Raw genomic sequence first — 20,184 nt, 5'->3', positions numbered from 1 at the left:
TCTTAATTACGTGTGAGTGTGAATTAACTGTTGGCAGATAGGGCTAGGAGCGTCAGGGTGCGAATTTTGTCCGTATCTTGATACAACGCCTGAGTTAGGGCGACAAAACTCTCAGACTTCATGTGCTGAGGCACAGAACACAAGCTAGAGACAAAATAATTGATAAAGTCTGTTTGCTCAGTGCGGCTGCGAACATCCAGAAAAGCTGACTTAGCAACTTTTGCCTTCATTTCCGTATATTTCGCGTATCCCGGTTGTTTGTTTAAATTCTCTTGTTTCAGTCCTTTCCATTCTGACTTCCACTCCAAATCATATTTTGACTTCAGCTTGCGACCCACATAGTTTTTAACAAGCTGGAAAACCATAGATTCAATTGCTATTGTCGTTTCGCTCATCTTTTTCTGTTCCTCGCTTAATGCTTCAACCTTTTTGCGTACATCTCGACGAAAGTATTCATTTTCAATACTTAGCTCATAGGGTAGGGTGCAGAGCAGTGCATCAAAGCCGCTATACCAAGGAGAGTGATTTACCAAATTCAGTAAACATTGCCTCCGAAATAGAGGACTCCAGAAGTTCTGTCGAATCTGAGTATATTCATCAATCATCTTCTCTTCTGGATCGAGGCGAGCCATGCTGAGTAGGCGGATATTATTGCCCTGTTTTTCAGTATGAATTACGTCTATTCCCAAAACAGCAGAGGCAATAGCTTGTTCACCTGTCGTCTGAGTAAGATGATCGCGTAATCGCTTCATCATATCGAGGGCACTTTCGACTGCTAAATCGACAATGCAATCACGGGGGCGGTAGCCGGATAACTCGGGTGAGCGGTCGCTAAGGATTATTGGCAACTCCTCACAGAACCACTGTAAGTAAGCAATATCAGGAATCGCAACGGCATAGCCTACAAAATCTCGCTTACCCTCATTATTAACAACAGCAGGTACGTAAATCTGCGCTGCAAACAACCAAAAATGCAGCAGAAACTGGAATCTAGCTCGATCCTTAAAAGGAATATTTTCCGCATTGTTGGCTTGCGCACCTAGGAAGTAGGTACTAGGCAAGTCTACGGTATATTCTTCAGGCTGAACCAACTGTTTCCAGACCTTGGCTATATCATCAGTGGCCGCCTCTTCGGCTCTGGCTTCAAAGGGTTTCCGGGTTGCAGGCACCCCCCGCAAAATACTCCACACCATATCCCGCCAGAGCTTGATCCAATGACCGTTTTTACCGTCAGAGCTCGGGTCATAACTGACATCTGCAAGAAAGGAACCCTTGGGCACAACAACTGGGTAGATATAGACTTTCTTGATCTTCTGCTTCCCTTTTTTATCGATTTCTTCTCGTTCTTCCTCACGCAAAGGGGGAATCACTTCCTTTTGTCTATTTTTGAGTGGCTGTGCCCGTTCCTGCTCCTCTGTGCTGGCCGCATAAATTTCATCAAATAGGGCTTCTAGACCCGCTTGATTTAAATCTAATGTCGCCCCTTTATCCTCCAGTCGAGTGAGCTTGCAAATTGCTCCTGCTTCAGCCTTTTGTTTAAACTCCGGCTGTCGTTCCATCCATTGCAAGACCAGCACCAGTCCTGCCAACCCTGCCCGATGCTGGGATGAGGGTAATTTCGCAAGCTGATAATCCAAAGTCAGCACATCAACTGCTGGTAGTTGTTTAGTCTTTGTTTTAGCCAAGTTCCACCTCCTCTAATGGCTTCGTGATAAAGCCTCGTTCTGGGTTGTCGTAATGCCCCACTGATTCAGCAACGCCAAGGTATTTAGGCAGCCACGTATAATGTTCTGTTTCTCGGTGAGCCCATTTGCGAGGAACGTTGATGATAAACTGTTCCTTTTTGTGCTTTTCTGGTGAGTCCAGAATAGATTTTACTGCCTCTAAATCCGTATCAAGAATGCAGGGAATAGAGTATTCATCTGTATCCCGAAAGCTGCCGGGTGTTGCATAGTAGCCGCTATTCAGGAAACGAGCGCTGCCATCTGCACTCCGTTCCTGCTGGGAATGCCTTTCCAGAGCTTCTGCCAGTGCATATTGGCTGATGGGTTTATGGCTGAGTTCCTCTAAAAATCTAGTGGATACCTCCAGATCCTCTTTTGTATAAGGTTTGATGCGCTTAGCTGGAGGAGAATAGGTATGAATCTTAGCCCGAAATTCTCGCCCTCTAGCCAGATGACGGTTTGCCCGACCAAATCGCTGTACTAAAGATGGTACAGGCGCAATTTCCGTAATCAGCACATCTGCATCCAGATCCAAGCTCATTTCACACACCTGGGTAGTTACGGCAATTACTGGTTTTCGTTCTGCAGCATTCTGCTGATAGGCAAAGGCAGCAACTGTTTTAGCATGAACTTGTTGGCGATCGCAAAGACGAAACCGGCTGTGATAAGTCAAGACTTTAGCTTGAAGCTTTTTCAGTTCCTTGTGGTTTTCCAATTTCTCTGCAATTGCCAAGCACCGATCAACTGTATTGACCACCCAAAGGACTCGTTCACCAGCCTGATAAGCGTGTATTGCTTTCTGAAAGGCCGCATTGAAATTATCCACAGGCTCGAGATCGTATCTTGGGTGTTCTTCCTTATCTTTTAGATCCTCTAGAGTTGGACGATCACTCTCTTTTGGAAAAACCTGCAGCCCTGCTTCAATGAGTTCCTGACGTCTTGAGGTGGGTAGTGTGGCTGTCATGCACAAAACTGGAATATGGAAGTGCTTCAGAAAACTGATGAGTGTATCGAACATCTTGCGATCAAAGCTATGAATCTCATCGATAATCACCGCACTATCGGCCAGAACCGGCAACAAACACAGGCTAGAGTAGCTGTGCTCCATAAAGCTCAGAAATTGATCCACCGTGGCGCTGAAATAGCGACGGGACCAAAATCCCAAAGAGTAAAGCCGCTCATCCGCCTGAAAGTCTTTGCCCTTAATCGCATCACTAGGATTTTCCTGCATTGCTTCGAGTTCATAGCGGGCTGTCCCGGTCATTAGAGCTGCATCTGTTTCCGGTGCCCAGCCTACGTAATCACGAAAACCCTCCGTGGCCGTACCCCGTGTAGGGTATAAGAAAATAACTTTGCCAATTTCGTACTTTCTCGACTGAGCCTCCGCCCACATCCATGCGCCCAAGGTTTTTCCAGCTCCGCACGCAGCCAGGAGTAAGGCCCGAGAACTCTGCTGCGCCATTTTCGTTTGAAAGCTACGCGGTTGAAACGGCGTACCCAAGCGCTGAGCAATTTGCTGAGCCCGAGGCTTTAAGATAGCGGTTTCAATATCGCTGTCGGCGATAGGCGCTGCATGAACTACGTCATTAATCCAGTCAGCGATAGGAATTTTTCCTTCGTTGACGCGCACCAGCCCCGAAGCAGCTGAGTCTGCCACAATTAATCCAGCTTTGACCGCAACCAGGAACATCCGTCGTGCATCGTCGGCTTTGATGACTCGATTAAAGCGTCGTCCTGCGTCTTTCCCTTGCTTATAGGCCTGATCCCACACAGAACCTGCTTTCCAATCAGTGGTAGGTAGTTCAGGACCCCCTTCTAACTCGGCAATCTTGCTAATGCGATCCAGGATCTTGATAACTTCAACATGTTGAAAATACAAGTCAACAGCAGTCTTTGCTGTTTGGGGTTGGCACCATCGGTAGTACTTGAACCTTTCGCTAGCCTCTTGATTTCCTCTAACTGAAACCTGGCTTTCTGAGGCTTTCAAGTGGTGCGAAAGCACAGCAGCAGTAATCACATCCACATCTAAGTCAGGATTTTGCGACAGCCACTTTCGCACAGAAGGCAGACATAAGACTAACGCACTCAAATGCTCATGCCGTAATGTTTGAGCTTTGAAGCCTGGGGTAGTGACCGCTTCATAGAAATCAGCATTGGCTTTGCCGATATCGTGAAATAAGGCGGCAACCCGTAAATTTAGCAAAAACTTCTGTCGCTCAGATTCATTCTTGATCTTAAAGAAGCGACACCAATTTCTTCCCCAGCGACCCTCTAATCGAAAAATCAGGTGTGCGGCTTGCTCTGCATCCAGGAGGTGTTGCTCAAGAGATAACTGCTTACCGGAAAGCTTGGACTTACTTTTTGCCCAAAGTTGTTTAGGCAGTTCAGACATCTTGAAACCTCCATACCCGAGGAAAAGCGGTAAAAATTCCACATCCCATGCGATGCTTTCCGCCTAAACCACAGGCTTGCAGCTTAATTGAGTCCTCTTCGCTCAAATCTGTAACAATCAAGCTAAAACCAACAACAGAGTAAGACTTAATCTTGATTGCTTTGCGGAGTGGTTGCCCAGTCTCGTCTTGGGGGACAAAAGCATTGCCTTGAATGCCTAGTGTATTCATCTGACGGTTGACGGCTTCCAAAAATGGCTCAGGCTCCTGAAATTTTTTGATGGTAACAATCCGCGATCGCAATTTTTCGTACGGGCGTAAGGGGAAGATTTGTGGAATATTAAGTTGGATGGAATGCTGACCAATCTTCAATGTTTGCCCCGCTAAGGGTAGAACCAGTGCAATGGTATCTGCCACATAGGGCAAGCGAATTTTGAGCTGTGAATTCCTTGATAATAGGATTTTTCCTCGCCGATCTGGTTCACCGGGAATTGTTGCAATACTCACTCCCGCTTGCTCATGAATCGAAGGGCATTGATGGGCGATCGCACTGTACAACCCATAACCGTGGTCGGCAGGTAGTGTCCGACCAATCACACCAAAAGACAATTCAACGAATACTTTTTGACCGCCATCTTTTTGGCCAGTCTGCGTTTCAACAGCCAGCATTTTTCTTCCTCATGTAATCGAGTTTTAGAGAAGATGACCAAATCTTTATCACAGCCCCATTTGCATTGATCAAATGCCTGTGATGGAGCAAACAGAATTAGTTAGCTTTGATTGAGATAGAAACGACCTATAGACCTTGCAACCTCACACAAAAGCTATAAAAGCTCTAGATTTAACGATCAATTTCATAACGCTGCTGAAGCTCCTCAATTTCCATCGCTAGTGGCTCCAGCTGAAAGTCTATAGCCTCTCGCAACTGATCCGCTTGCGATTGCAGCAGCATCAGCATTGACTGGAGATTTTTGAGATTCATACGTAGCGCTTGGAGATCAGCCCCGCGATCGTAATAAGCCATGGCGGATACAAGATTTGATTGATGCCCCCATCATAAATCGCTTTTTCTGAATCGGCAAATGAAGAGGGTACAACTTCTAAAAAATTTCCAGAGATAGGAGTAATCGCCAGCGGCATCAGTGGTTTCTGGAAATTTGCACACGAATGTACGAAGTTGTACCCTCTTGTGCTCAACGCCAAAGGCATCAGTGAGCCTGTACATATCATAAACACTAAGATTCCTGACTCAATCACTATTGATCCACTTCATATAAAGTTTGCATTGCCCTAATTTCCTCCCGTACCATCGCTACCAATTCCGGCGGCTCCCGCGCGATCGCCCCCTGTCCATAGAACAGAATCCAGCGCTTCACCTCATTCAACCCCCGGGCCTCAAACTGTAGGATCATCGACCCATCCCCCTGCTCCTCAATCTGCTGATCGGGACACCACTGCCGCTCGCGCACATAGGGCGCAGTCGAAGCGTCAAACCAGATGCGGATGCGGCGCGGCTCTCCCCCCACCTCGTGCTGAAACACCTGGGCAAAATGTTGCTGGGGGTCAAAATCCGATCGCACCTTAAACCGACGCTGCATCAACGTTAGCTCCCGAATCCGATCCACCCGAAACCAGCGGATTTCCTGGGTTGCATGGCATAGCCCCGTTACGTAGGGATTGCTCCGCGAAAAATGCAGCAGATAGGGATCGAGCGATCGCCAGGACTCCTGATTCCGCCGGGCCGTATAGTAGCGCATCTTCACCCGCCGCTGCTCCCGACAGGCCCGCTCCAGGGTGTGCCAAATATCCGGGTCTAAATTGAGCGAGGCTCCGGGCCGAACCAGCACCCCCTCCTGGGCCAACTGCTGTAAATTTACCCAGGTCTGCTCCGGCAGCCGATCCGCTAACCGGGCGATCGCAGAACGCAACTCCGACTCGTAAGCACTGCCGCCATAGGCCGATAGCATTTTGGCTCCGAGAGTGAGTGCAAACAGTTCTCCCTGGGAAATCGGCACCGAGGGCAGCCGCCAGTCTTCTGTGGTGTAATGCCAGCCCTTGCTCTGCTCAAACAGAAGGGGAGCGCCAAAGCGATCGCGTAAGAAGTTCAAATCTGCGCGGATAGTGCGCTCTGAACATTCCAATGCCTTGGCCAAACGCCCTGCCGTCGTTCTTGCCCGCGACCGAATCTCACGGTCCATCTCTAGCAATCGCTCTAACCTCCGAAGCATACCTGGAAATCAAATGACTCCATCAAATGTATGCAACTTACCTTGAAAAGAAACTTCCGGGATAAAATTTTATAAAAAAAACAAGAAAATCAGCGATTAAATTTTCTCTGAGGCGATGAATAGTTTGATTGTTTATTTTACTCCCTGTTATACGCCCTCACGCTTTGCGAGTCCTCACCATGGCGGAGGGCGATCGCTCACCATCGCGTCAGGGTCAAGGCTCCGCCCCGAGTCGGGCTCGGTTCTCAGGATTCTGGGGTCTATGGAACACCAGGCCTACAAGTAGACGAACCCATCAGCCCCGAGAAACCCTCGCTCTGTCAACCCCCAACCTTAGGAACTTGATGAAATTCTTGGGAGTTCCCCAGCGGCCACAGGGCAACGAAGGAGTTTTTTGCTGGTCCTTTTCATTGCCAGATTAGTCCTGGAGTCGGCGAGTAAAGGATTAGAGAATGCTCCAGCGGAGGGAGTCTAGGATTCAGTCCCCGTCGTTAGGGGGATCAAGGTGAAAGCGATCCAGGCTGAGCCCCGCAGATTGGATCTGATCTTGCACTGCGGCAAAGATATCAGATTCAAGCGTTTCCCAAGCCCTCAAGAGTCCAGCGGCAATTAGATGACAACGGTGCAGGTGAAAGTTTTCCTGAACCCCGGACTGCAGCGGCACGCGAGGCAGTTCTGAGTAGCTGACGCCTGGGCCGATTTGCTTTGTGAATACAGGAACTTGCGGATTCGTCCTCTCTGGCAGAGATTTAAAATACTGAGGTAGCACTCTCAAAATTGTCTCCTGGTGACAGCGTTGGACGACCAGAATGCCAGGATCATGACGAGAATAACCAAACTCGTCAAAGCCAACAGAAAAGCAGAAGGGAAGTCCTAATTCATTTAAGTAAGTTGTCCAAAACTCCATCACCCGAGGCGCGAGTAACTGTGTAAAGTTGAAATGAAACTGAGCGATCGCCATTCTGCTGTGTTCCCGCACTAAGGTGGGCTGCCGGTTAGAAACAGGGCCGCAGTTGCCTACGGCAATATAGTTGCCAGGCTCCAGCAAATTTTTAGGCAATCTTAGCGTCACCGTCTGTCCCACCTCTGTTGGTTGGGACTGAGGGGCTAAATCCTCCTGGGGATGGGCCCAAAGCATTATCCCCTCCTTCCGCACCTGTAGCCACCCCCCCGAATCGAGCCCAAGAATTTCCCACCCTGAATCATCATAGCCATGGCCGCAATTGTGATCTTGCAGCAGGCGGTAAAGATGAGACGGCGTCTGCGCTCCACTCCAGTCCTCGCATGACCCGGAGACTTCAGAATCTGAGGGATTCCCAAGAGGTTGGTAGAGCTTATGATAGAGGAAGTCTCTGAGAATCCTCCGCCGTTCATGACTCTGATCGGCTGGGATCTGAGTCCAGCTTAAATTTGCAGTGTCAATGAGATCTTGATCTTCTGCACACTTCGACTCTAGGGCGCCGGCGGCATTGATGGAGATCTCATCTGCTAAGGCGGATATAATCTGAGCAGCACTGGGTGAGGACATCGTCAAGTTAGATCCATGATCCCGCTAGTCAACCTGGCCCACCCCTAAAAGCGGTGGATGTTCCAAGTCTTTCACGGGCATTCCAAAAATAATCTCGGCGCTCGATGCACTGTCCATAATTAGGCGTTGTGCAACCTGGACCACGCGGCGCATCTGGAAATCATAGGGATAATGTTCGGTGAGATTCTGGGCGATTCTTCGCAGGAGATAGAAACCGCTGATCTGAAGGAGGTCTGTCCAAAACTCCGATCGACGCTGAAGAAGCTGGGGGAAACTGTGACAATAGCCCTGCAGGAAGGCCACGATCAGCGGCTGAATTAAGCCCAGGGGCGTGGTGGCTTGCTTTAAGGCTTGCTGTAATGGTTCACCGGGCATCCGATCAATACTCTCTAGCCAGAGTTTCAGGTAACTGCCCAGAACCGTGGCCAAGTCATAGATGGGATCTCCCCAGATGTAGAGTTCCCAATCAATAATTTTAAAGGCAGGCCGTTGCGGTAGGTCTGGCGCCCAGTCTCGCTTGATCAGAATATTATCGAGTTTGAGATCTCGATGCACTAAACAGCTCGGTTGCCAGTGATCTGCTAAACCGGCGATCGCCTCCGCCAGGGCAGACTGCTGCAACAGTCGAAAAAATTCTAGGGCATCCCCACAGTAGTTGCCAAAGATGCTGGGCCGAATCCGCGGCCAGTCGCTGACCAGACGAGGCAACTGGGAACGTCGTTTTGGGGGATCGCCGATGAGATACCCGCAATAGTCTTGTCTGTGGTCCGTTAAGCGATGTATGGTACCGAGATGTTCTCCTAGAACCCGCCCGATTGCCGGGGGAAAGCGATTAAACTCAGTGTGAAACTCTTCCAACTCGCCAAAATCAGGAAAGTACCGGGAGACTAAAATGGCGTTTGCCGCATCGTGGTGCAGAACCTCCGAGATCACCTGCGTCAATCCCGATAGATCAGGGAATTGACACAGCAGGTCGTAGACCCGCCACTCATCATAAAAATCACGGCTAAATTCCCCTTGGCTGTTTAAGCGCTTCTGTTTGACCAGGAAATGCTGGTGAGCGTTAAACCGAACCACGAGATTAAAATTTTTGCTAGAGCAGCCAAAGATCTCAGGCTGGCGCTCCGTCCCAGCACTGACCAATGCATGCTGCTGCAGGTAGTCAACTACATTATCCCTCGTCAGCTGGAATGTCCTCATGAGTTGGGCGCCTCTACATTCCTGACATTGGCAACATTCCTGACATTGGTAACCGTGATTAGTCTTGGAATCGACCTTTAAATTGACGACTCTAAAGGTCGATCCGCTGGTCCCTAGACTTGCACAATCATCCAGCTAGAATCAAGATACAAGTCAAGTTCGTTGCCGAAAAAAGGCTATCGTTCATGAGTTCATCATGGTAGCCCAGTCATGGCAAATGCTAATGATTAACAGGACTTAGACTTGGACTTGGACTTAGACTTGGATTTAGACTTAGACTTGGATTTAGATTTAGACTTGGACTTAGACTTGGATTTAGACGAAGAACCACATTTTGTATAGTAACCATAGCAGCTAGAGTAGCAACCTGAGCTGCCGCCGCCACTCACGGACATTTCTTGATCAGAGAGATCCGTCATGAGTCCATCTTTGTCTGTAAATAGACCTGCCCCATCGGCCAAAAGCTCGGTGACTTTAATATCAGCCATGTTTATCTCCTGGAAAGTAAAAAATCGCAGAAATAATCCCACGTCACTCATGAAGGAACTGAATTCATGAAGATGCTGAATGCAAAAAAAGCATGGTAAAACAGTCGAGAGACTTGCTCTACCTCCAAGCTCAGCTCACTCAAGGTTTACCCGTGATAATATTTGGGGTGGTTGATTTGGGATATTCGAGTAACATACTCTATTTTCTTTTATATGACAATAAAAAAAAGTCAAAGATAATTAAGAATTAAAATCTGCGGGTTTTGGGTGTTTAAAAAAAGAAAATTGTTTATACAGTTCAGTCAGAGCGCGTATCCAGGATCTGGGCGCTCGAAACTGAGAATTTTGACTCTAAAGGTCTGATATTGGTGTCATTAACGCAGAGAGCTGGGAAATTGAACCCTCACTTGCCAAGCCAAGCAGGAACAAAATGAGCGACAGCCCCACCCCGTCAGTCGGCAGGGGACATTCTGAACGGGAAGAAATTTCAGGGCGGATCTTGAAAACGTTACAAAATATTGCATTTTCTGAAAAAGGAGGCCTTGATCCCCCTGGTATCCTGAACAGGAGGTCAGCCAGTTTCCGCTCTCGCGAGTCCGAATGAATTGGATTGTTTGAGGCGATGGCGATGGACTAAACTGAAGGGACAAAAATTCAGCTCCATGGTCGGCACCCAGGATTTTAGGGATTGATTGAGGCGGGTCTGGGGGGTGCCCCGGTTGCCGCCTATCACCCTCCTTTAAGAATGTTATCGATCAAAAATGCTATCGATGAAATTAGAGTTGAAAGGTTTAGAGTTGACAGGTTCAAGCCTGGCCTCAGAATCCTTCCCCGGCATTTTCTGGGAGTCTGGGCTCCATGGCAATGGAATTGCCCTGACCCGGTGCCCCTCGCGCCTAGAAACTGGGGTCAGATCCCCATCCCTGTGATTTCGATGTGAGGTTTACCTGGTGACAAGGATATCGAAGTCAAGTCAAATTCTGTGGAACTGCTTTAATCATCTCCTGCCGGATCACCTTTGTGAGCGCTTAAGTCAAGATCTGGAAATTTTGCATCCTGGATCGGGCCAAACGCTCTGGGACTCCAGCCCCGCTCAAGCGCATAGATTTCCCCCAGGCCTGTATTTTTTGCTGGCTGGTCAAGCTCGAATGCTCACCCCGACGCAGGAGCTCATTGCCACGTTGCCTAAGGGGACTCTGTTTGGGGAGCAGACCTTATTTCCTGGTCACCTGTTTTTGCCCTTCACCGTCAAAGCTTCTGCCCAAACCCAGGTTGCCTTTCTGGCTGCCCAGTTGCTGCGCGATCTGATCCTAGAGCACGAAGCACTCAGAGAATTTCTGCTGCATCAGGCTGTGCGAGAGGACTTTTTAATTCTCAGTGAACAGCAGGGGTATCTTTCAAAGGTCGCGCGATCGCAGCGCTGGCAAATCTTTGCTCAGGCGCAGTGGCATCACTGTCAGCCGGGACCAGCCCCCGCAGCCCTCGCTCAGGCGGATTTCTTGATCTACCTTCGTCAGGGACAGATCCTCGCGAACCGTCCGCCAACCCCCTACGGCGATCATTCCCTGGTGCCGGTTGAGTCCGCAACGGCGGCACGGATCACCATTCAACAGCCCACGGATTTGCTGGCGCTACCTTTGCAGGCCCTTGAAGCCTCTGCCGCCGTCCAACCCTCCCGGCTGCGTCTTCGCGGGAATGGCTCACATCTGTCCGGGGAAGGGAGGACGCCATCCCAAGATCCCAGCCCTTTAGCGTCAGCCACCCCCCAGAGGCCCTCTGCTTCGCCCCCTGCGGATCGGGCCTATTTTCCCCGTCCTACCCAGCGGGCTGGACAGTTCTTTCAAAACCTATTGCATCGCTATCCCTTTTTTAAGCAGCAAAGCCAGATGGACTGCGGCATTGCCTGCCTGGTGATCATTGGCGCCTATTGGGGAAAGCGTTTAAGCGTGAATCAACTGCGGGAAGCAGGCAATGTCAGGCGCCAGGGAACCACCTTGCGGGGGTTGGTGGCGGCCGCTGAATCCGTCGGATTTTTAGCGCGTCCAGTCAAGGGAACCCTGGCGGGGCTGGCCCAGCAAAACCTGCCGGCGATCGCGCACTGGCAAGGCAATCATTACATCGTGGTTTTTAAGGTTCAGAAAAACGTCATTTATGTCAGCGATCCCGCCATTGGTCGCCGCAAGCTGAGTCCAGCTAAGTTTAATGAGGGGTGGAGCGGGTATACGCTATTGGTTGAGCCCACGGCGGCCCTTCACAATGCCGAAGAAGAAAGCCGCAGCCTACGGCGCTATATTGACCTAGTCGCTACTCATCGGTGGATTTTTCTCGAAATTTTCATTGCCTCCTTGATTTTGCAGCTGGTGGGGGTATGCATCCCGCTCTTTACCCAGCAGCTCTTAGACCGGGTCGTGGTCCAACGCAGTCAGGCGGGGCTGATTGCCATTGGATCCGGTCTCATACTCTTCAAGTCATTTCGGCTGATTATGCGCAGCCTGCGTCGATATTTACTCTTTCATACGGCAAACCGCATCGACATCTCCCTGGCAGTGGGCTTCATTGCCCATGCCTTCCGCTTACCCCTGTCTTACTTTGATGCTCGCTTTGTTGGAGACATCGTTTCAAGAATTCAAGAGAACCAGAAAATCCGCTCTTTTCTCTCCGGAGATGCGCTACTGACGGTGCTAGATATCATCATGATTTTTATCTATTGCACCCTCATGTTTTGGTATAGCTGGAAGCTCTCGCTGATGGCATTGGCGATTATTCCTATTCTGACCTTCATTACCCTGGTGACCACTCCCGTGATGAAGCGCATGTCTCGGGAAATTTTTAATGCCAGAACCACCGAGGGCAGCTTTCTGATTGAATCCTTCACCGGCATTGGCACCATTAAAAGCATGGGAATTGAACATCTGGTGCGCTGGAAGTGGGAGGAGAAGCTAAACCAGTCGATGCGCCTGGGATTCAAGCGCCAGATTATTCAAGAGCGGCTCAAAATTGTGACTGGATTTGTGGATTCCGTTGGCACCCAACTGGTCTATCTGTTTGGGATCTATCTGGTGGTGCAGGGGGAAATGACCATTGGCCAGCTCATTGCCTTTAATATGCTGATGGGAAATGTCTTTACCCCCTTTGATAACCTAATTGGCCTGTGGAATTCCTTTCAAGAAATCAGCATTTCCCTGGAGCGGATTAATGATGTCATGGGGGCTAAACCGGAAGAGCCCGTTGAATACGCGCTTCCGACTATCCCAAAGCTTCGTGGCTATGTCCAGTTTCAAAACGTCACTTTTCGCTATAACCCCGAAAGCAGCCTCAACACCCTTGAAAATATCACCTTTGAAATTCAGCCGGGGCAAACGGTGGCCCTGGTGGGACGCAGCGGATCGGGAAAAACTTCCCTGGGCAAGCTGCTCCTGGGGCTATATGCTCCCCTCCATGGTCGAATTTTAATTGATGGCTACGATATTTCTAGTATTTCTAAACAGTCTCTGCGTCAGCAGCTGGGCATTGTCGATCAAGATACCTTTTTGTTTGGCGGCACCATTCGCGAAAATATCGCTATTGGCCATCCGGGCAGTAGTTTGGCCGATGTGCAGGAAGCTGCCCGCCTGGCTGGAGCTGCGGGCTTTATTGAGGCCTTCCCGCTGGGCTATGATACCGCCATTGGGGAAGGCGGCGGGCTGCTCTCAGGCGGACAGCGGCAGCGGATTGCGATCGCCCGGGCCTTAATTCACAACCCCCCTCTCCTAATCTTGGATGAGGCCACCAGTAACCTGGACCCTGAATCTGAACGGGTGATTCAGATGCATTTAAACACCATTTTGAGCCAGCGCAGCACCCTTGTCATTGCCCATCGCCTGTCTACGGTGCGCAATGCCGATATCATTCTGGTCCTCGATCAAGGGGTGATCGTAGAATCTGGCACCCATGATGACCTTATGCGACAGCGGGGCCATTACTTCTATTTAAATCAGCAGCAGCTCGCCGTTACCCCCTAACCATGAACCCTCTCGGTACCCAAACTCCCTTGACCTCAGATTCAGCCAATTCGGATCCCGCTGGAATTCGGATTCTTATCGTGGACGATCAGCACTTTGTGCAGAAAATGCTAGAGCATTCCCTGGCGGGGCAGGCAGACTTCCAGATTATCGGGGTTGCCTCCCATGGCGAGGAGGCTCTGGACTGTGTGGACCGCCTCCATCCCCACATCGTGCTAATTGATGTAGAAATGCCGGGAATTGACGGGTTAGAGGTCACCCAGCGGTTAACTCAGCGATCGCCCCAGACCCGCGTGCTGGTTTTGAGCATCCATGATGACGAGCATTACATCCGGCAAGCCCTGCAGGCGGGAGCCAAGGGCTACCTGCTAAAGACCACCCCCGCCGAAGAATTGGCTCACGCCATCCGGTTTGTCCATCGCGGCTATCTGCAGCTTGGGCCAGGGCTGTTTGAACGGCTAGAGGCCTCGGGGGGCATGGGACCCTCCCTGGCGATGCAGCCCCTGGCCCCCTCGACGGCCCTGGACCTCTCCTCGCCGGAGGATCCATTCCGGGGCGATCTGCCCACCGTCCCCGCAGGCTGGACCGATGTGACCCAGGACTTGGTGAATACCTTGCCCCAGGTCTGGAGCCGAGGCTTGATCTATGCCCTCTTTTTATTTCTGCTGGGTTTGATTCCCTGGTCCTACTGGACGCGAATTGACGAAGTGGTGACCACGCAGGGGGTACTCCAGCCGCAGGGGCAGACCATCCGCCTTGATGCGCCAGTGGAGGCCAAGGTGATCAATGTGCTGGTGCAGGAGGGCAATCAGGTGGAGCAGGGGCAGGCGCTGGTGGAGTTACAGTCCGATCAGCTGGAAACGGATCTGCAGCAGGCACAGGTGACCCTGACTGGCCAGCTCAATCAGCTCAATCAACAAGAGCTCCTTAAAAATCAGATTCTCAGCACCATTAGCTTTCAGTCTCAGCAAAATCAAGCCCAGCTCCTGGAAAAACAGGCGCAACTGACCCAGGCGGAACAGACCCTTGATTCCAACCGTATCCGTGCGCCAATTCAAGCCTCGGAAAAATTTGCCCAGGTGGAGCAGGCGATCGCGGCCCTGGAGTCGGCTAAGCAGAAGGTTCGGCTGCTCACCGACAACTATCAGGCCGAACTGCAAGAGGTGGCGCGGTATCAACGGCTATGGCAGCAGGGAGCCGTCTCTAAGGTCCAGCTGGTGGAGGCCCAGCGCCGCGCCCACGAAGTTCGCAACCAGAAAGCCGCCGCCGAAGCCGAGGCGAGTCTGGCCCAAAAACGCCTCCTGGAACAGCAGCGCAGCTATGAAAGCGTTCAGATCCAGCTTCGGAGCGATCAGCTGCAGGCCCAAACCCGCGTTCAGGAGCAACAGGGGGGCCAGGCCAGCCTGCGCAGTTCAGGACGACTGGTGGTTTCCCAAAGCCAGCAACAGTTAAAGGATGTGGAAACTCGAATGACAGAACTCCAGGCGCAAATTGCCCAAACCCGGAGTCTGATTCAAGGATTGCGCCGCCAACAGCAGCAGCGAATTATTTACGCGCCCACCTCGGGGATTATTTTTCAGCTCCCCATTCAAAACCCAGGTGCGGTGGTTCGTCCTGGCCAGATGGTGGCTCAGCTCGCCCCTGCCTCCGCCAAGCTGATCTTTCGCGGAGCCCTGGCCAACAAAGACACGGGCTTTATTCGGGTCGGACTCCCGGTTCAGTTAAAGTTAGATGCCTATCCCACGGAAAACTTTGGGTTTATCCCAGGCCAGGTCCACTGGATTGCCCCCAGTTCTAGGGTCAAAGGGACAGAGACGGAGGAGTCCTCGCCCAAGCTTGAGCAAGCCTTTGATGTGGAAATTACCCTGGCCCAGGATCACATCCAGACCCTCGATCAAGTCCTGCCCCTTAAGGCTGGACAGAGTGCCCAGGCAGAAATTGTGGTGCGTAAACGACGAATTATGGATTTATTTTTAGATCCCTTTTTGAAATTTAAGCAGGGCAGCGGCAAACTCTAGGCCGCTGTCTTGATACAAAACCCCCCGCTGAATCGAGTGATCCCTACCCTAAGCCCATGGATCTGAGTCTGACCCCCTTGATCATTGCCCCCCAGGATATCTTGAGTCATCTCAAGCAATCGTGCCAAATGCCCCAGATCCTGCGTGCGATCGCCCGTCAGAAATTAATTGAGCAGAGTGCCCAGGATCGGGGCATTCATCTGTCCGTGGAACAGCTTCAGGCCGGGGCCGATCGTCTCCGGGCTCAGCATAAGCTCTGGGGCACGGCTGAAACTCAAGATTGGCTCCAGCGCCATGCCCTCACCCTGGATGACTTTGAGCGGCTCATTCGCCACCAGCTCCTGGCTGACGCCCTGGCGATCGCCCTATTCACTCCTCAACTAGAGGCCTATTTCCATGCCCACCAGAAGGACTATACCGAGGTGGTGTTCTATGAAATTGCCGTGCAAGATGCCGACCTAGCCCTGGAACTTTACTACGCCCTGCAGGAAGGCGAAATCTCCTTTGTGGAGGCCGCAGAACGCTATGCCCTCGATCCCGAAGATCGCTATCGCGGCGGCTATCGCGGAAAAATGCGCGGCCAGGATCTGCCTGCGGTCATGGCCACGGCAGTGTACGCTGCAGATTCGGGTCAATTGCTCAGACCCATTGCCATCGGTCGGGACTTTCACCTGGTATTTGTGGTGGAAAAAATCGTGCCAGATCTCAATCCCGCCCTCCGCCAGGAGATTTTAGGCGCGCTACTCGAGGATTGGGTTGACCGTCAACTGCAGCAGATCTCCTTGGAACTGGCCGACGACTTTGGCGCCTAGCTTTGGTGCCTCGCTTTGGCGCCTCGCTTCAGGGAGAAAGGACCTGTTCTTGAGACTCCGAGTTTTCTCGGAGGTAGGTCTAGCAGAATTTCTCTAAGGTGACAATGAGCCGCCCTTGATTTATGCCTGGGAATCCTGTGCCTGGGAATCCTGGCTGTAGTTTCAGATGTGTCCCCGCCCGATGAAGAAAGTCTCTCTGCTGATCCGACGGCTGATCTCTGTTCAGCCTTGTGTGCCCTCTAGGGGAACCTCGCCGGTTGCGGGACAAGAGTGTGGATTTGCCTTGCCCACGGCCATGGGCTTAGGGTTGTGCATGATTGCCTTAGGGGTGACCATCATGCTATTAGCCCAAGACGACCGCGATACGGCCGTGGTGCGACGGGATTATGCGGCCAGTATGTTGACCGCGGATAGCGCGATCGCCGAGATTTTGGCATCTTTCGGTCAGCGGGAAAATGCCATATTGTTAGGCAAAACCTATGATCCCATCAATCCCCAAACCGGCAAGGTGTATCTAGGCCTAGATGGGATTCCCAACAGCGGGGACGAAGGCACAGCAGCCATTGATGAATGGCAATCTTTAAACCCCAACTGTTTATCCGATCTGGGGATAACCCCGCCTAATTTGTCCCTGGTACAAACCGTTAATGTGCGATCTAGCTATAAAATTTTGGCCTATCGCTACGATGCGAATCAGCAATCGGGAGACTTACTCGTTGAGGGAACCCGGAAAGGCATGACCTCGCGAGTTCATGTCAACTTGAGGATTACCCATGACAGTCATCTGTTTCCAAGTGTAATTTCGGATAACGTGTCGCTGTGGCAGGGGCGGGAACTGACCGGTTCCCAAGGTCACCTCTACTTCGATCCCAATGAAGCGCCTAACGATCCGCTCACCGGTAAAGCCTCTCCGGGGGAGGCCCAGCGAGCGGATTACCTCAATGCGGTTGGGAGCGGACCCGCGGACGGCTTTAGCGGCGACGCGATTCAAGGAGATCTGGTGGCTTGCGTGGTCACCTTTACGATGCCCCACACAGCCCAGGGCAGTTCTTTAGGGGTGGTCAATACCAGCCAAACCCTGGCCGGATCGACCGGAGTCATCACCCAGTATCAAGCCGATCAGATCGATCTATCCGGGACCGAGGAATTGCAGGTTGATACCACGAATGGACCGGTGTATCTCTATGTCAAGGGCACCACTGCACTACGAGACAGCGCCAAAATCCGCAATGTCAGGTCTGATGGGGCGCTGCCGGCAGTGGGGGATTTGCGGATTATTCAAACTCAAACAGGGGGAACCCCGGTTCTTCTATACGGTACGAGCTGTATAGAGCATGCCTTTGTTTACAGTCCAGAGGTGGATTTCCGCCTCCTAAGCACGGGCGATGGCTGTCCAGGGGATAGCAACAGCAATGTTGTGGGGGTAGTTTGGGCAGAGGATATTGAAAATTCAAACGCTGGCGTGACAGGCATCGAGGTGCCCACGGATCTATCCAGTTTGGTGGACGCGCTGGAGTCAGTGAATCTACCAGTTTTTTACCGAATCCGCGGGGTGAATAGCTGGAGCCGCGTCAGAATTTAAAAATTTTGAGAAGATTTTCTGCGCCCCAACCGGCCAAGGGGTGAAGGAAATGGGCGGAGAATGGGAATTTTATATGTATGTAGAATATTGTGACTCCCAGTGTTTTCCCCAGATCACCGCCGTAAAATCCTCGGCTTTACCATGATTGAGATCATTGTGATCGTGGCGATCATCGGCATTATGGCCATGACCGCTGCCCCTAGCTTTGGCGCATTGCTTGAATCCGTAAAGGTCGATCAATCCGTTGCTGAAATTCGCGGGGAGCTAGCCGCAACACAGCGATCTGCGATTCGCGGGGGGCAGTCCTGCATGGCGAGTATGCTGGTGCAAATGCCTAATAGTACCTTGTCCTTTGCTGATTTTCAGGCAAAATTGCTGAATACCTGTAGTTCAGAAGAGTCTGCGCGAATCCTTCCCAAGGGGGTGAGCGTAGTCAGCAACCTTGTTTCCGAGACGGGGGTGACAGTCGCTAGACCCTCTTCTTCTGATCCAATTCTCGTGGCCTCTGCTGGCTTGAAGATGGGCAATGATCTTGGCAGCGACTGGTTCATGGCCAGTGGCAAAGGCCCCCATGATGACGCCTATTGGGACAACTGGTATTGCGAGAAGTGGGACTGGTGTAACGCCAGCGAAGGGAGCAGTCCGCCGCCTAACCAGACGGTGGTGGAGATGAAGTTTGGCAGCCATGGAACGGTGGATTATCAGGTGGAAACAGCGCAAAGTCCTGCGCCCGATCCTACTGGCAAAGTGGTGGTGTTTTCCTCAAAGCATCCACAACGGAAGCAACGATGCATTGCCATCTCAAAACGGATTGGTCTGACGCGGGTGGGAGTTTATCGAGGGGAATTATTCCCCAGCAACATTACTGATAGCGGCATTTGTACAGCGCTTGATTGGAAAAAACAATGAAGAGATCAGCGTCACGGCCACGCCTCTTCCGGAGGCGTCCCCCAGTTTTAGGCTCCCGCCTTTGGTCGAAACTGACCCCTCGGGGGTTTTCCTTGATGGAATTGATGGTGGCGATCCTGTTGGTGAGTCTGGTGATATTACTGTCCTGGACGGGAATGGTATCGGCACTGAATACGAATCAGGTGGCTCAGATCAAAACGGCCCGACAGGTAGAACTCGCGCGAGCCCTGGATGCGATGACGGCAGAGATCCGTCAGGCCCAGGCGGTGAACCGATCGGGATCGGTGGTGGCCAATGGCAGTACCGTGACGCTGACAGATGTGGTGACCCACGGAGGGGTTGATCTCAATGATCTTGGGAATTACGGTGAGATTGCGCTCTATTTAGAGATACCGACGGATACGTCGGTGTCTGCCTGTCCGAGTGCCGGAGGATCAATCCCTGCTGCGGCCCTAGATCGAGTCGTGTATGATGTTCGCACCAGTCCCGTGGGCTGGCTGTCTCCTAGGGCAATCGCCCGATATGGACGGATTCCCGATGGGGCTGGGAGAATCAATCCCTGCAGTGCGCCGGTGGCCAACGATATCATGGCCGATGCCATTGCGCAGACTAGCGACAGTCCCACCTGTAGCGGGGTCCTAAGTGGCAGTGGTGGATTTCACACCTGTGTGGAAGGGGATGAAGTGGGGCTCATCTTCAAGAGTGCCATTAGTGATGTGGATGTCCTTCCCCTCAGCAGTACGGTGACGCCGCGGACGGTTGACTTTACGCCCACGGCAACCCAAGACCTGAATCTATCCCTGACGCGATCGGGTGGGCATCACGTACTGGTTACTTGGAGCTGGAATACCTCCCTGTCGTCGCCGCACAGTTCTGGCTATGAGCTTGTCATTGAGGGACCCAATAAGGTGGAAGTCAAAACCATCGGAGCCGATAAGGTTGAGTTTAAATACGATCTCAATAAGGTGTCGAGCCAGGATACCGACCAGATTTGTTTTGAGTTAGAGACGACCAATGCCAGCAACGAAAGCGTGAATAGTAATCGTATTTGCACCTATAAAGTCGTGACTGATGTCAACCAACCCTACTGGGAGGAGACAGGTCAAAATCAGACAGGTCAGAATCCATGATTGGGCCTCAGAAAGTCTGCATTCACAGGTCCGGAGATCGGTAGTCTGGCAGTTGCAGCAAGGAGACAAAGTTAAGGACACTCTCCTGGATCTATATTGAGAGTGTTCTGAATTTTGTGTAAAGGTTCTTTCGTCAGATTGAAAAGCGTTCTGGAAACAGAATAGCAAAATGAG

The 20,184-nt window shown here is 51.4% G+C and carries 14 protein-coding genes; 6 read left to right on the top strand and 8 right to left on the bottom strand.

Annotated elements, in window-relative coordinates; translation table 11 throughout:
* Nucleotides 1–23: 23 nt before the first annotated feature.
* The 8 genes from cmx8 to QQ91_RS14125 all read right to left on the bottom strand — a co-directional run bounded on the left by cmx8 (nucleotide 24) and on the right by QQ91_RS14125 (nucleotide 9,558).
* The gene (gene cmx8, locus QQ91_RS14160) at nucleotides 24–1,685 is read right to left on the bottom strand and encodes a type I-MYXAN CRISPR-associated protein Cmx8 (RefSeq protein ID WP_166282800.1); all 1,662 of its coding nucleotides are present in this window, start codon (nucleotides 1,683–1,685) and stop codon (nucleotides 24–26) included.
* Nucleotides 1,678–4,116 carry a CRISPR-associated helicase Cas3' gene (cas3, locus tag QQ91_RS14155; protein ID WP_166282798.1) on the bottom strand — a complete coding sequence of 813 codons (2,439 nt, stop codon included), beginning with the start codon at nucleotides 4,114–4,116 and terminating at the stop codon, nucleotides 1,678–1,680. The genes cmx8 and cas3 overlap by 8 nt, the downstream gene beginning before the upstream one ends.
* A complete protein-coding gene (gene cas6 / locus QQ91_RS14150) occupies nucleotides 4,109–4,783 on the bottom strand; it encodes a type I-MYXAN CRISPR-associated protein Cas6/Cmx6 (protein WP_166282796.1) in 675 nt (224 codons plus the stop codon). Before cas6 ends, cas3 begins: the two co-directional genes overlap by 8 nt.
* 172 nt (nucleotides 4,784–4,955) lie before the next feature.
* Nucleotides 4,956–5,138 (bottom strand): hypothetical protein, encoded by a 183-nt coding sequence (locus tag QQ91_RS14145; protein WP_166282794.1) that lies wholly within the window; start codon nucleotides 5,136–5,138, stop codon nucleotides 4,956–4,958.
* A 232-nt stretch (nucleotides 5,139–5,370) separates the two neighbouring features.
* Nucleotides 5,371–6,342, bottom strand: a complete 972-nt coding sequence (locus QQ91_RS14140) for a helix-turn-helix transcriptional regulator (RefSeq protein ID WP_166282792.1) — start codon at nucleotides 6,340–6,342, stop codon at nucleotides 5,371–5,373.
* 478 nt (nucleotides 6,343–6,820) lie between these two features.
* A complete protein-coding gene (locus QQ91_RS14135) occupies nucleotides 6,821–7,870 on the bottom strand; it encodes a T3SS effector HopA1 family protein (protein WP_166282790.1) in 1,050 nt (349 codons plus the stop codon).
* 24 nt (nucleotides 7,871–7,894) lie between these two features.
* Complete coding sequence (locus tag QQ91_RS14130) at nucleotides 7,895–9,070, bottom strand: phosphotransferase family protein (protein ID WP_166282788.1); 1,176 nt, start codon at nucleotides 9,068–9,070, stop codon at nucleotides 7,895–7,897.
* Nucleotides 9,071–9,297: 227 nt separating this feature from the next.
* Nucleotides 9,298–9,558, bottom strand: coding sequence for a hypothetical protein (locus QQ91_RS14125; protein WP_201277465.1), 261 nt, complete (start codon nucleotides 9,556–9,558; stop codon nucleotides 9,298–9,300).
* A 950-nt stretch (nucleotides 9,559–10,508) separates the two neighbouring features.
* Between QQ91_RS14125 and QQ91_RS14120 the strand changes: the two genes are divergently transcribed.
* The 6 genes from QQ91_RS14120 (at nucleotide 10,509) to QQ91_RS14095 (ending at nucleotide 20,010) form a co-directional block, all read left to right on the top strand.
* Entirely contained in the window at nucleotides 10,509–13,559 is a 3,051-nt protein-coding gene (locus QQ91_RS14120) for an ABC transporter transmembrane domain-containing protein (protein WP_166282786.1), read from the top strand.
* 80 nt (nucleotides 13,560–13,639) lie between these two features.
* On the top strand, nucleotides 13,640–15,577 hold the full coding sequence (locus QQ91_RS14115; RefSeq protein WP_250833364.1) for a response regulator: 1,938 nt from the start codon (nucleotides 13,640–13,642) through the stop codon (nucleotides 15,575–15,577).
* A 56-nt stretch (nucleotides 15,578–15,633) separates the two neighbouring features.
* Nucleotides 15,634–16,389, top strand: coding sequence for a peptidylprolyl isomerase (locus QQ91_RS14110; protein WP_166282782.1), 756 nt, complete (start codon nucleotides 15,634–15,636; stop codon nucleotides 16,387–16,389).
* Nucleotides 16,390–16,570: 181 nt separating this feature from the next.
* Nucleotides 16,571–17,971, top strand: a complete 1,401-nt coding sequence (locus tag QQ91_RS14105) for a hypothetical protein (protein ID WP_166282781.1) — start codon at nucleotides 16,571–16,573, stop codon at nucleotides 17,969–17,971.
* A gap of 99 nt (nucleotides 17,972–18,070) precedes the next feature.
* Entirely contained in the window at nucleotides 18,071–18,880 is an 810-nt protein-coding gene (locus QQ91_RS14100; RefSeq protein WP_201277464.1) for a hypothetical protein, read from the top strand.
* Nucleotides 18,877–20,010: a PulJ/GspJ family protein gene (locus QQ91_RS14095; RefSeq protein ID WP_349306869.1), complete on the top strand. Its 1,134-nt coding sequence runs from the start codon at nucleotides 18,877–18,879 to the stop codon at nucleotides 20,008–20,010. The genes QQ91_RS14100 and QQ91_RS14095 overlap by 4 nt, the downstream gene beginning before the upstream one ends.
* Nucleotides 20,011–20,184 lie beyond the last annotated feature (174 nt).

Origin of the sequence: Lyngbya confervoides BDU141951, from assembly GCF_000817775.3 — a bacterium.
In the GTDB taxonomy this organism is placed as follows: Bacteria; Cyanobacteriota; Cyanobacteriia; order Thermosynechococcales; family Thermosynechococcaceae; genus Lyngbya; species Lyngbya confervoides.
This window is presented reverse-complemented; position numbering and strand designations above follow the sequence as displayed.

Excerpts from the sequence above, each read along its gene's own strand:
- cas3 (WP_166282798.1), bottom strand. The coding sequence starts at position 4,116 with ATGTCTGAACTGCCTAAACAACTTTGGGCAAAAAGTAAGTCCAAGCTT.
- cas6 (WP_166282796.1), bottom strand. The coding sequence starts at position 4,783 with ATGCTGGCTGTTGAAACGCAGACTGGCCAAAAAGATGGCGGTCAAAAA.
- QQ91_RS14145 (WP_166282794.1), bottom strand. The coding sequence starts at position 5,138 with ATGGCTTATTACGATCGCGGGGCTGATCTCCAAGCGCTACGTATGAAT.
- QQ91_RS14140 (WP_166282792.1), bottom strand. The coding sequence starts at position 6,342 with ATGCTTCGGAGGTTAGAGCGATTGCTAGAGATGGACCGTGAGATTCGG.
- QQ91_RS14135 (WP_166282790.1), bottom strand. The coding sequence starts at position 7,870 with ATGTCCTCACCCAGTGCTGCTCAGATTATATCCGCCTTAGCAGATGAG.
- QQ91_RS14130 (WP_166282788.1), bottom strand. The coding sequence starts at position 9,070 with ATGAGGACATTCCAGCTGACGAGGGATAATGTAGTTGACTACCTGCAG.
- QQ91_RS14125 (WP_201277465.1), bottom strand. The coding sequence starts at position 9,558 with ATGGCTGATATTAAAGTCACCGAGCTTTTGGCCGATGGGGCAGGTCTA.
- QQ91_RS14110 (WP_166282782.1), top strand. The coding sequence starts at position 15,634 with ATGGATCTGAGTCTGACCCCCTTGATCATTGCCCCCCAGGATATCTTG.
- QQ91_RS14105 (WP_166282781.1), top strand. The coding sequence starts at position 16,571 with ATGAAGAAAGTCTCTCTGCTGATCCGACGGCTGATCTCTGTTCAGCCT.
- QQ91_RS14095 (WP_349306869.1), top strand. The coding sequence starts at position 18,877 with ATGAAGAGATCAGCGTCACGGCCACGCCTCTTCCGGAGGCGTCCCCCA.